Source organism: Nocardia sp. NPDC127526 (genome assembly GCF_042672265.1).
Lineage (GTDB): Bacteria > Actinomycetota > Actinomycetes > Mycobacteriales > Mycobacteriaceae > Nocardia.
Genome location: NZ_JBHXVO010000002.1, coordinates 369,918 through 381,934, shown reverse-complemented (window position 1 = coordinate 381,934; position 12,017 = coordinate 369,918). Strand labels below are relative to the sequence as shown.

Here is a 12,017-nt window from a genome sequence, read left to right as displayed (position 1 = left end):
CGGACCGAGTCGCCGCATGCACCCGAAAAGCGCAGATTATCCGCCGATTCGCTGGGCGATCGCGTGCTCGAGCAGAATCCGGCGCTCGGCCGCCGCGACGGTCTTCCGGGTGTGCGCGAGCGCATCGGGGGTCACCGAGACCGACGTGATGCCCATGCGCACCAGGTGTTCGGCGAACTCCGGGTGCGTCGAGGGCGCTTGGCCGCACAGCGAGGAGGTGATGCCGAGCCGGCGCGCGGTGGTGATGATGCGTTCGATCGCGTCGAGCACCGCCGCGTCGGATTCGTCGAACAACTCGGCGCATTCCTCCGAATCGCGGTCCACGCCCAGCATGAGCTGAGTGAGATCGTTGCTGCCGATGGACACTCCGTCGATGCCCATGCCCACATACTCGGGCAGGCGGTAGATGACCGACGGCACCTCCGCCATGACCCAGCGATGCAGGCCGCGATGGCTGCCGAGGGGGCTGCGGTCCACCAGTTCCAGGCAGGCTTCCAGCTCCCAGCGGGTGCGCACGAACGGGATCATCAAGTGCAGGTTGGGGGTTCGTTCCCGGACCCGGGCCAGGGCGGCGAGTTCGAGGGAGAACATCTCCGGTTCGCGGACATAGCGGTAGCAGCCGCGGAATCCGATCATCGGATTGTGTTCCTGCGGCTCGTAGCGGGTTCCGCCCTCGAGCGCACGGAATTCGTTGCTGCGCAAGTCGGTGGCGCGGTAGATGACCGGCCGCGGCGCGAACGCGGAGGTGATGCGATACAGCGCGTCCGACAACCTGCGGACGAAGGCCTCGCCCTGCCCGAGTGCGATGAGATCGCGCGGGTGGCGGCCGTCGAGCGCCTGGGTGAGCAGGGTTTCCGCGCGCAGCAGCCCGACTCCGTCGACGTCCTGGCCGGCCACCCGTTCGGCCACCTCCGGCAGCGCCAGGTTGACGTACACGCGGGTGGCGGTGGTCTCGACGGCGATCGGCGCGGCGGCCCGGTCCGCGGTGGTCGCGGATTTCCCGGAGCGTCCGGCGCGGATCTGCCCGGCGGTGCCGTCCACGGTGACCTCGGCGCCGGCGTGCAGTGCGGTGGTGGCGGTGCGGGTCCCCACCACGCACGGCACCCCGAGCTCGCGGGCGACGATGGCGGCGTGGCAGGTCATGCCGCCGCTGTCGGTGACCACGGCCGCGGCGCGCGACATGGTGGGCAGCCAGTCCGGATTGGTCATCGGGGCGACCAGCACCTCACCGTCGCGCAGCACCGCGCCCTCCGCGGGGGAGTGCAGCACCCGGACCAGGCCGCTGGCGCGGCCGGGTGCGGCGCCCAGCCCGCTCGCCAGCACCCGGCCCGGAACCTCCTGGGCCATCGGGGTTCTGGTGCCGGCGTGGTCGGGCAGCATGGTGATCGGGCGGGCCTGCACCAGCCACAGCTGCTCGTCGTCGAAGGCCCATTCGACATCCTGGGGCCGGTCGCCGTGATGCTGCTGCACCCGCAGCGACAGCCGGGCCACCTCGACGGCTTGTTCTTCGGTCAGGACGGGTGTGTCGGTGTCGTCTGCCGAGAGTTCCACGCGCCGATCGCCTTCGGGGCCGGGCACGATGGCGAAACTCTGCTTTCCCGGCCGCGTGGCCAGCAGGCTCGGGCCCGCATGGTCGAGCAGATAGGTGTCGGGTTCGGTCGCCCCGGACACCACCACCTCGCCCTGCCCGCGCGCGGCATCGATGACCACCCGGTCGCGGCGACCGGTGGCCGGGTCGGCGGTGAACGCCACCCCGGCGCTGCGGGCGGTCACCATGCGCTGCACGACCACCGCCATCTCGGGGCGATCGTGCATGCCGCGGCGGGCCCGATAGGTCAGCACGCGCGGGGTGAACAGCGAGGCCCAGCAGTCCACGACGGCGGTCAGCAGTTGGTCCTCGCCGCGAATATTGGTGCGCGAGAGGTTCATTCCCGCGAAGGAGGCCGTGGCGCTGTCCTCGCCCACCGCCGAGGAGCGCACCGCGACGCCGATGTTCTCGCCGAGCGTGCGGTAGGCGCTCAGGATGGCCTCGTGCACCGCGGGGGTCAGCGGCGAGTCGTGCACGAGTTCCCGCATCGTGCGGCAGTATTCGTCGAGCCGCTGCTCGTCGGCGCGGGTCGCGCGCAGGGCGGCGTCGAGCGCCTGTCCGTGCAGGCGGTCCAGGTCGCCGCCGTGCGGGCCCGCGCCGACCACCTCCGCGTAGCTGGAGCGCAGCACCGCGAAGCCGGGCGGCACGGGCAGTTTCGCCGCCACCAGCTCGCCGAGATTCGCGCCCTTGCCGCCCGCGCGATCGGCATCCGCCATCCGCAGGTCACCCAGATCGGCCACATAGTCGCCCATTACGGCTCCGTCCCTCGCGTGTCGTCCCTCTCAGCGTCGCCGCGGGGCCGGCCGGGCGGCAGGGGAGAAGGTCCCGGCCTCGGCGGGCGTTGGACCCGCGCCGCGATCCGACCGGTTCGCGTGACGACGGTCACTCGCCGCGAGGACCTTCGGGACTCACCGGCAGGGTGCGGGCCGCGAAACGATGGAGTGGGTAATACCCATTCGACATAGGTATCGGTCATGACCGAATTGCGACCGCTGGACGCGGGATTCATCGAGCTCGAGGATTCCGATCAGCACATCAGTCTTGGAATCGGCGCTGTGGCAATCATTTCCGGGCAGCCACCCACCCGCGCCGAATTCGCCGACGCCCTGAACGGGCGGCTGGCCGACAATGCCCGGCTGCGCCAGCGCGTGCGGCGGGCGCCGCTGGACCTGGCGACCCCAGTGTGGGAGGACGATCCGAATTTCGATGTGGCGCACCACATTCGCTGGACCGCGCTGCCGGAACCCGCCGACGACGCCGCACTGTTCGAGTTCATCGCCACCGAGCTCGAGGAGCGCCTCGACCGCGATCACCCGCTGTGGCAGTGCGTCGTGGTCGAGCACCTGCGCGATGATCGCTGGGCGCTGCTGGTGAAGGCGCACCACAGCCTGGTCGACGGCGTTTCCGGGGTCACGCTGTTCGCGAGCCTGTGCGATCGCGAGAACGAGGGCCCGCAACTGACCGTCGTCCCCGCCGCGGGCGATACCGCGCCGCGCACCGGTGTGCTCGATACGGTGACCGGGGCGCTGCGCTGGACCCTCGACGCGCCCCGCGCCCTGACCGGCATGGTGCGCAGCCTGATTCCCATCGTCGTCTCCGTCGTCACCCCCGCCGCCGGGTCCTCGCTCAACGGCCCGATCGGCCGCCAACGCCGCTACGTGGTCGCACGAGTCTCCCTGCCCGATGTCCGCGAGGTCGGCGCGGCCTTCGGCGCCACGGTCAACGATGTCGTCCTGGCGGCGATCGCGGCCGCCTATCGCGCCCTGCTCCTGGGCCGCGGCGAACAGCCCAGTCACGACAAGATGCGCACCCTGGTCCCGGTGTCCATGCGCCCCGAGAACGCGAAATACGTTCTCGACAACCGCGTCTCGGCCATGCTCCCGTTCCTGCCGATCGAGATCGCCGACCCGGTCGAACGCCTCGAGGTCATCCACCGCCGCATGACCAAACACAAGTCGCGCGGTGAGGCCGGCGCCGAGAAGTCCCTGATCACCATGGCTTCCCTGCTGCCCTTCGCCCCCATCGCCTGGACCCTGCGCCTGATCTCGCGCGTCCCCCAGCGCGGCGTCACCGCCGTCGCCACCAATATCCCCGGCCCCCGCCACCCCCTCACCGTGCACGGCCGCAAGGTCCTCGAACTGCTGCCCGCCGTCCCCATCGCTATGCGCCTGCGCACCGGCATCGCCATCCTCAGCTACGGCGACCAGCTGAACTTCGGCATCACCGGCGACTACGACACCACCCCCGACATCGACGTCATCTCCACCGGAATCCAGCGCGCCGTCACCGAACTCCTCACCGCCGCCCGGCACGGCGCACCGCACGCATGAAAGACCGAGTCCCCTCCCGCCCGGGGCAGAAGTGCTCTACGACGCCGATCCCGCGCCGACAACCATGGGCCTATGCGCAATGACGAGGACACCCAGATCCGGTTCGTGATCGAAAGATTGACCACGCGCCACCCCGACGTGGCCCCGGGCATCATCACCGCCCTCGTCGGCCACGTCCGAGAATCCTTCGCCGGAGCCAGAGTCCGCACCTTCGTCCCTCTGCTGGTCGAACGGCGCGCCGCCGAGCAACTGGCCGCGGTCCGGATCTGACGACCCGACAGCGCCCCGCTCACCCGCACAGCGGGTCGGGCGGGGCGCAGTCGGGTCGCCGGCCGCCGTGCCGTCACAGACCGGTCGGATAGGTTTCCGGTGTCGTACCGAATTCCCAGCGGCTGCCCGGATACAGCGGCTCGAGCGCGGTGGTGCGGTCGATGTGGACGATGGCGTCGTAGCGGTCGGCCGGGCGGGCGTGGAAGTAATGGCTCTGACGTTCGGTGGCGGGCTGATAGATGACGCCGATGGCGCGTTCCAGGCGTGGGGCGCGCAAGATGTCGGCCGCCTCGGGGGAGGCGTCGGTGCGCAGGAACAGCGCCGGCAGGCCGATATCGTGCAGGAGCTCTTCGAGGCTGGTGGGCAGCGGCGGGCGGACGGTCTTGCGCTCGGCGTCGCCGCCCCAGCTGCTCGCCGCGGTGACGGTGCCCGAGCCGGTGGTGAATCCGATACTGCGGCACCGGTCTCCGTGGCGTTCGCGCAGCAGCTGGCCCAGCGAGAGCTGGCCGTCGGCGCGCATCTCGGTGGCGCGGGCATCGCCGATGTGGGAGTTGTGGGCCCACACCACGATCCGGGCGGGGGCGCCGGGGCGGTCCAGATGGCGCAGCAGCGCGTCGAGGGTGTCGGCCATGTGCTCGTCGCGCAGATTCCACGACGAGACCCGCTCACCGAACATGGCGCGGTAGTAGGCTTCGGCGTCGCGCACGGTCCAGGCATTGCGCAGGGCGTCGAAATGCGCCTCGCCGTCCTGGATTTCGCCGAGGGCGGGGGTGTTGCGCTGGAGGTCGACCAGCTGGCGCACCACCTCGGCCTGACAGGATTCCCCGGCGCCGAACGCGGCCGCGAATCCGTAGGCCTGGCCGTCGTCGTCGGAGGTGCGGTCGAAACAAGCGTAGCGGCGTTTCGCCCGCTGCGCCGCCGCCGGATCCACCTGCTCGAGGTAGTCGATCACCTGTCGCATGGAGCGGTGCATGCTGTAGAGGTCGAGGCCGTAGAAGCCGGCGCACGCGCCACCGGCGCGGCGTTGCGCGTCATTGTGCAGGCGCAGCCAGTCGACGAACTCGCGGACCACGGTATTGCGCCACATCCAGGACGGGAACTGTTCGAAACCGCTGAGCGCCTGCGCGGGCGATCCGTCGGCGCCGCGGCCCCGCACATAGCGGTCGACGCGATAGGCGTCGGGCCAATCGGCCTCGGCCGCGACCGCGCTGAAACCGCGCTCGCTGATCAGCCAGCCGGTGATGGCGGCGCGCGCGGCGTAGAACTCCCGGGTGCCGTGCGAGCTCTCGCCGATCAGGACGATGCGGGCATCGCCGAGGAACTCGGCCAGCGCCTGCTCCGGCGGCACGCCCGCGGGCGCTTCGATGGCCGCCGCGCGCAGGACGGCCACCGGATCGACCACGGGCGCGGGCGCGCCGACCGTCGGCGTGGCGAGCAACTGCCGCACCTCGTCATCGGTGACCTGGCTGAAGTTCCAGAACGAATGGCCGACCGCGAGGAACGGGGAAGGCATGGTGGCACAGACCATCTCGTCGACGAGCGCCCCGAACTCGCGGCAGGTGGATTCGGGCGCGGCGGGCACCGCCACCACGATGCGCTTGGGCTCGCCGGCGCGGATGGCCTCGACCGCGGCGAACATGCTCGCGCCGGTGGCCAGCCCGTCGTCGACCAGGATGATCGTGCGCCCCGCCACCTCCACAGGCGCGCGGCCGGATCGGTAGGCGCTCTCGCGGCGGGCCAGTTCCCGGGCCTCGTCGCGGGCGATGGAGCGCACCTGTTCGGCGGTGAGCCGCAGCGCCCGGACCACATCGTCGTTCAGCACGACCCGGCCGCCGCCGGCGAGCGCCCCGATGGCGAACTCCGGCCGGCCCGGCGCGCCGAGCTTGCGGACGATGAGGGTGTCCAGCGGAGCGTCCAGGGCGGCGGCGACCTCCCAGGCCACCGGCACCCCGCCGCGGGCCAGGCCGAGCACCACGACGTCCGGATCGCCGCGATAGTGGGCGAGCAATCGGGCCAGCGTCCGGCCGGCCTCGCTGCGGTCACGGAAGATCTGCTGCGGTTCGTCCCGCAGGACCGGGGTGGCGTTCATCGGGAGTTCTTGGGGGAGTAGGGGATCGGGAGGCCGAGGGCGGAGCGGTTGCAGGCCAGGACGAGGTCGGTGGCGGTGACGATGCCCAGCAGCGGGCCGGCGGGGTCGGCCACCGCGAGGGCGTCGAGGTTGGGGCGGAGGACGGCGCGGGCGGCGACATCGGCGAGGCGCTCGTCGGGTCCGGCGATCGCGCCCGGGGGCAGGCGGCGGGCGATATCGTCGACTCGGGTGGTGTGGCGGGCGGATTCGGGGAGGGCGGCCACGTCCGACCAGGCCAGGACGGCGATGGGGTGGCCGGTGCGGTCGGTGACCGGGAAGACCCGGTGGCGGGTGTGCACCGCGTCGGAGGCGAGTAGCGCGGGGATGGGCCAGTCGGCGGGGATGGCCAGGGGGTTCGGGGTCATGACCTCGCGGATTCGGGTGTCGCCCAGGCGATGACGCAGGCCGGAGAGGACGAGTTCGGTGTGGGCGGCGGTGTAGAGGAACCAGCCGAGCAGCATGAGCCAGACGCCGCCGAGGTGGCCGATGGCGATGAACTCGGCGAAACCCAGTGCGCCCAGAGCGAATCCGAGGATCTGGCCGCTGCGGGCGGCGTGCGTCTCGGCGCGCAGGCGGTCACCGGTGCGCCACCAGATGATCGCGCGCAGCACGCGGCCGCCGTCGAGCGGGGCGCCGGGCAGCAGATTGAATACCGCCAGCACGGCATTGACGATGGCCAGCCAGCCCAGGGCGGCGGTGAGCGTGCTGTCGGGGGAGACCAGCGCGGTGAGCATCGCGGCAGTGCCCGCCACCGCGGCCAGCAGCAGGCTGGTGCCGGGCCCGGCCAGCGCGATGCGCAGATCCGAACGCGCATCGCGAGGCTCGCCGCTCAGCTCCGACACTCCGCCCAGCAGCCACAGGGTGATGCCCTGCACCTGTACCCCGTCGCGGCGGGCCACGAGGGAATGCGCGAGCTCGTGGGCGAGCAGGCAGGCCACCAGTGCGATTGCGCCGGCGATGGCGGTAATCCATACCGTCGCGGTGCTGCCGGTGCCGGACAGGTAGACCCCGAGCACCCAGGCGAACAGGGCGACGGTGACGAGGGCCGACCAGTGCGCCGCGACCTGGACGCCCGCGATCCGGCCGAGTGGGAATGTTGCCTTCAGCATGTCGAATCCTTGGTTCCGGTTCCGATTACGGGCGGTGCTCGCTCGGGCGGGGCCGCGGGGTGCGCACGTCACCGGGCAGCAACAGCAGTGACAGCACGGGGACGGCGAGCGCGAGCAGCGCGAACAGCATGGTGGTGGCCGAGGCGCCGGCCAGCTGGAGTCCGGTGACGACCACCGGCAGGGCGATCACGAACAGTGGGGCGTGGCGGATGGTCATGATGGTGTCCCTCCGAGCGGGGCGTGATCGGTGTCAGTGCGGACGGGCGGCGGGTCCGGTCAGGCCCTCCGCGAGCAGGATGCGATGAGCCTGTTGTGCGGCGGAAACCTGTGCGGTGGTGGCGGATTCACTGCCGGGTAGGGCTTCCAGGCCGCGCGCGAGCACCGCGACCGCGTCGGTGAGCGCCTGGATGCGCTGCTCGAGGTCGGCGAGGGGCGCGATATCCGGCGGGGTGAACACCGCCGCCGCCGCGAGGATTTCGCGGAAGTCCGCGCCCAGTAGGATCTGCCGCAGTTTCACCGGCAGCTGCGCGAGCACGTGATCGAGCTGGCCGGGGGAGAACAGTTCGGCGAACGCGTCGGTCACCGCCCCCGCCAGGGTCACCGCGTCCTCGGGGGAAACGCCGGCCTCGCGGGCGAATTGGCTGATGAATGCGGGCCCGTCGTGGGCGACGGGCACGTGGCTGGGGATCCAGCCCTCGTAGAAGATGCCGCGCAGGATCTCGGGCAGCTGCGCGCTCAAATGCGCGGCCGCGCCGACGGGCAGGCGGTCGCGCACGGTGTGCAGCCAGGCCCGGACCGCCTTGTGGGCGAATATGCGGTCCTCGGTGCCGAGCCGGTCGGCGACGGTGCGCAGCCATTGGTTGGCGGTGTGCAGAGCCGGGGCGAAGGGGTCGGTGTGGTGGCTCATCGGATGCGCCTTTCAGGGGTGGGTCGGAATGGACTGCGGCCGCTGCAGTCTCAGCTCTTTTGCGATGTAGTAGGACCAGAGGCCGATGGCGGTCCAATCGCGCAGGTCGCCGTAGCGTCCGCCGCCCATGAGGCGGTACAGGATGCGGGCCTTCAAGGAGACGCCGACGCGCTCGTAATGCCCGGCGAAGCAGCGGTATTCACGTGGGTTGATCGAATCGCGCAGGGCCGCGATCTTTTTCGGCACGCGCCGCCCGACGCGGCGGCCGATGGGGCCGCGCAGGGCCGGTCCGAGCCCGACGCCGAACAGCCACACATCGCGAGAGCCGAGCTCAGCGCGGTGGCTGTGCACATATTCGGTCGCGGCCGGCAGGAAGTCCATGTCGTGGACGGCGCTACCCAGGATGACCGCGTCGAAACGGGTCAGATCGGGGGCGTGCTCGACATCGGCGATCTCGACGGTCGCGCCGCGGGCCGACAGATCCTCGCCGATGTACTCGGCGATCTCCCGGGTCGACCCCTGGGCGGTGGCGTAAACGACTGCGATACGGGGCTTGTGCTTTTCCATGTCGCCAGCGTGCCCGTGCACAGTGGCCTGGACGGAGAGGACTCGTGCCCGCACCGGCGGGACCATGGTCACCGCTCAGGACGCCGATGCGGCCCGCTGCCGGAGGCTGTCGAGGGCGGCGGCGAGCAGCCGCCGGGCCTGCGCGGCGATCGGCTCCAGGGCCGGCTCGGCGGAGGCCCGCATGAGCACCTCCGGATCGGCGGCCTCCACCAGGACACCGGTGTCGTCGGCGCGCAGCACGACATTGCACGGCAGCAGCAACCCGGCCTGCCGGTCCGCGGCCAGGGCGCGGGCCGCCAGCTGCGGATTGCAGGCGCCCAGGATCAGGTACTCCTCGATGTGCTCGCCGGTCTTCTCCCGCAGCACGGCCTGCACGTCGATCTCGGTCAGCACACCGAACCCGTGCTGCTGCAGGGCTTTCCGGGTGGACTCGACCGCGTCGGGGAAGGTGGCGTCGAGATGCACCGCGATGGCCGGCGACGGCGCGACCGGAATCCGGATCTCGGTGATCAACTGCCGGGGATCGCTGACCTCGTCGGGGCCGATGAGATACGCCTCGGTGGGCGGGCCGATCGGCCGGCATCCGTTCTGGTGCAACCATTCCCGCAGTGCGCGGTAGGCGGCGTCGATATCGTGATAGCCGCCGCGATGGCAGGTGCGCGCGATCAGCGCGGGCGGCTGGATCACCAGCTCGGCGCCGGAACTGGGCCCCAGCGTCGGCGCGGTCTCCACGGGCAGCCCGCAGTCCACCGTGATCGCATCCACGGCGGGCAATTCCCGATGGAAGGTAATGGTCGGCGCGCCGCTGGCCGTCAGCCCGGCACGCTGCGCGACCTCGGTCAGCCGCTCCATGGCGATCACGATGCCCTCGCTCAACAGGTCCGGGCGGATCTCGAGCGGTACGCGCAGCACGGTCTGCGGCGCCGTCTCACACAAGCTCACCCGATAGTCCATCGTCTGCCTCCTCGGTCCGGGTTCCTGCGTCCAGCGTGCGTCCGCGCCGCTGACCGGCCACAGAGGCGAAGGTCCTGCCGCCCGGGCAGAAGCGCAGTGCCGTTCCCGGCGGAGGCGGAGGTCATCGCGGCAATGGTCTTTGCGCCCTGCCGGAGCGCGCGGTGGGCGGCGTTGACTGGATCCGGGAGGACCCATGAGAACCGTCAGCCGTGAGGGCGTCTCGGAACGCGAACCGATGCGCTGGGCACCTATCGACAAATCCGTGCATCAACGATCCGCCGCCAACCTCACCGATTACCCGACGGCGCGCCGGGAGTTCAGCTGGAACGCCGCCCGCGCCGCCCTCGGTGAAATGCCCGGCGGCGGCATGAATATCGCCTACGCGGCGGTGGACCGGCATCTGGGTACGCCGCTGGCCGATACGGCCGCGCTGCGCTGGCTCGGCGCGCACGGCAGCCGGGTGAGCCTGACCTATGCCGAACTCGCCTCGCTGAGCAATAGATTCGCCGCGGTGCTGCGCGGTATCGGCGTGCGCCGCGGGGACCGGGTGTGCCTGCTGCTGGGCCGCACCCCGGAGCTGTATGTCGCGATCCTCGGTGCGTGGAAGGCCGGATGCGTGGTGTCACCGCTGTTCTCGGCGTTCGGACCGGAACCGGTGCGGCAGCGGCTGGAGATCTCCGGCGCCACCACCCTGGTGACCACCACCGAGCACTACCGCCGCAAGGTCGCGCCCCATCGCGCCGCGCTGCGGCATGTCCTGCTCACCGACGCCGCCGTCGAGGCCGAACCCCTCGACGACACCATCGAACTGTCCCTGGCGCTGGCCGCGGCCAGTGACGTGTTCCCCATGGTGCGCACCGGATTCGAGGATCCGGCGCTGCTGCACTTCACCAGCGGCACCACCGGCCGGCCCAAGGGCGCGGTGCACGTGCACGGCGCGGTGCTGGCGCACCGCATGTCCGCGCACTACGCACTGGATCTGCGTCCCGACGACATCTTCTGGTGCACAGCCGATCCCGGATGGGTGACCGGCATGACCTACGGCGTGATCGCGCCCCTGTGCCTGGGCGCCACCGTGATCAGCGATGAAGCCGAGTTCGACGCCCGGCGCTGGTACGACATCCTTACCCGGGAAAAGGTGACGGTGTGGTACACCGCCCCCACCGCGCTGCGCATGCTCATGCGCCGCGGCGACGAACTGCCCGCGGGCACGGATCTGTCCCGGATCCGCTTCGCGGCCAGCGTCGGCGAACCGCTCAACCCCGAGGTGGTGGTGTGGGGTGAGCGCGTACTCGGCCACCCGATCCACGACAACTGGTGGCAGACCGAGACCGGCGCGATCATGATCTCCAATTTCGCGGCCGAGCAGATCCGGCCCGGATCCATGGGCCGCCCGCTGCCCGGCATCGAGGCCGCCATCCTGCGCCGCGGCGCCGACGGGCGCGCCGCCGTCGTGGACGGAGCGGTCGAATTCGCCGGCGACGACGAGGTCGGCGAGCTGGCGCTGCGCGCGGGCTGGCCGTCGATGTTCCGCGGCTACTGGAACGATCCCGCCAGGTACGCACGGGCTTTCGCCGACGGCTGGTATCTGTCCGGCGATCTGGCCCGCCGCGACGCCGACGGCTATTTCTGGTTCGTCGGGCGCGCCGACGACGTGATCAAATCCGCCGGGCATCTGGTGGGCCCGTTCGAGGTGGAGAGCGCGCTGCTGGCGCATCCGGCGGTGGCCGAGGCCGGTGTCATCGGCACGCCGGACCCGGTGGCCGGGGAACTGGTCAAGGCATTCGTCCTGCTGCGACCGGGTTTCGAGGCCACGCCCGCACTGCACGACGAGCTCATCGCCTTCGGGCGCAAGCAACTGGGTGCGGTGGCGCCCAAACAGATCGTGTTCGCCGACAGCCTGCCGCACACCCGCAGCGGCAAGGTCATGCGGCGACTGCTCAAGGCCCGCGAGCTCGGGCTCCCCGAAGGCGATGTGTCGACCCTGGAAGGGACATCATGACCACCTCGCGGCGGCGGGCCGAATCCGGGCCGCCGAGCAATCGAAATACCCGGCGCGGGCGGAAAACCCCCGAATCCGCGCCTCCGGGCGGGCCGAACGGCGGCGGCGTGGTCGTTCCGGCCCCGGAGGCCGGCTCCGGACCGGGGCGCCGGCCCGCCCCGG

Annotated in this window: 10 protein-coding genes; 3 read left to right on the top strand and 7 right to left on the bottom strand. The window is 71.3% G+C overall.

The annotated features are described in order from the left end of the window. Positions 1 to 36 precede the first annotated feature (36 nt). Positions 37 to 2,340 (bottom strand): phosphoenolpyruvate synthase, encoded by a 2,304-nt coding sequence (ppsA, locus tag ACFVIV_RS04905; RefSeq protein ID WP_379193452.1) that lies wholly within the window; start codon positions 2,338 to 2,340, stop codon positions 37 to 39. Positions 2,341 to 2,562: 222 nt separating this feature from the next. Here ppsA and ACFVIV_RS04900 point away from each other — a divergent pair, with 222 nt between their 5' ends. Further along, the gene (locus ACFVIV_RS04900; RefSeq protein ID WP_379193451.1) at positions 2,563 to 3,918 is read left to right on the top strand and encodes a wax ester/triacylglycerol synthase family O-acyltransferase; all 1,356 of its coding nucleotides are present in this window, start codon (positions 2,563 to 2,565) and stop codon (positions 3,916 to 3,918) included. 72 nt (positions 3,919 to 3,990) lie between these two features. Continuing rightward, positions 3,991 to 4,188, top strand: a complete 198-nt coding sequence (locus tag ACFVIV_RS04895; RefSeq protein WP_379193450.1) for a three-helix bundle dimerization domain-containing protein — start codon at positions 3,991 to 3,993, stop codon at positions 4,186 to 4,188. 73 nt (positions 4,189 to 4,261) lie between these two features. On the opposite strand, the gene ACFVIV_RS04890 is transcribed toward ACFVIV_RS04895, so the two are convergent. From ACFVIV_RS04890 to ACFVIV_RS04865, 6 genes are all read right to left on the bottom strand, one after another. Then, a complete protein-coding gene (locus ACFVIV_RS04890; RefSeq protein ID WP_379193449.1) occupies positions 4,262 to 6,277 on the bottom strand; it encodes an erythromycin esterase family protein in 2,016 nt (671 codons plus the stop codon). Beyond that, on the bottom strand, positions 6,274 to 7,425 hold the full coding sequence (locus tag ACFVIV_RS04885; protein ID WP_379193448.1) for a site-2 protease family protein: 1,152 nt from the start codon (positions 7,423 to 7,425) through the stop codon (positions 6,274 to 6,276). The genes ACFVIV_RS04890 and ACFVIV_RS04885 overlap by 4 nt, the downstream gene beginning before the upstream one ends. A gap of 25 nt (positions 7,426 to 7,450) precedes the next feature. Next, a complete protein-coding gene (locus ACFVIV_RS04880) occupies positions 7,451 to 7,642 on the bottom strand; it encodes a hypothetical protein (RefSeq protein ID WP_379193447.1) in 192 nt (63 codons plus the stop codon). Positions 7,643 to 7,675: 33 nt separating this feature from the next. After that, a complete protein-coding gene (locus tag ACFVIV_RS04875; RefSeq protein WP_379193446.1) occupies positions 7,676 to 8,332 on the bottom strand; it encodes a DUF2267 domain-containing protein in 657 nt (218 codons plus the stop codon). A gap of 12 nt (positions 8,333 to 8,344) precedes the next feature. Beyond that, positions 8,345 to 8,899 (bottom strand): flavodoxin domain-containing protein, encoded by a 555-nt coding sequence (locus tag ACFVIV_RS04870; protein ID WP_379193445.1) that lies wholly within the window; start codon positions 8,897 to 8,899, stop codon positions 8,345 to 8,347. A gap of 75 nt (positions 8,900 to 8,974) precedes the next feature. Further along, complete coding sequence (locus ACFVIV_RS04865) at positions 8,975 to 9,853, bottom strand: DUF302 domain-containing protein (RefSeq protein ID WP_379193444.1); 879 nt, start codon at positions 9,851 to 9,853, stop codon at positions 8,975 to 8,977. 235 nt (positions 9,854 to 10,088) lie between these two features. On the opposite strand from ACFVIV_RS04865, the gene acsA reads away from it, so the two are divergent. After that, complete coding sequence (acsA, locus tag ACFVIV_RS04860; RefSeq protein WP_379193691.1) at positions 10,089 to 11,855, top strand: acetate--CoA ligase; 1,767 nt, start codon at positions 10,089 to 10,091, stop codon at positions 11,853 to 11,855. The last annotated feature ends 162 nt before the right edge of the window (positions 11,856 to 12,017 follow it).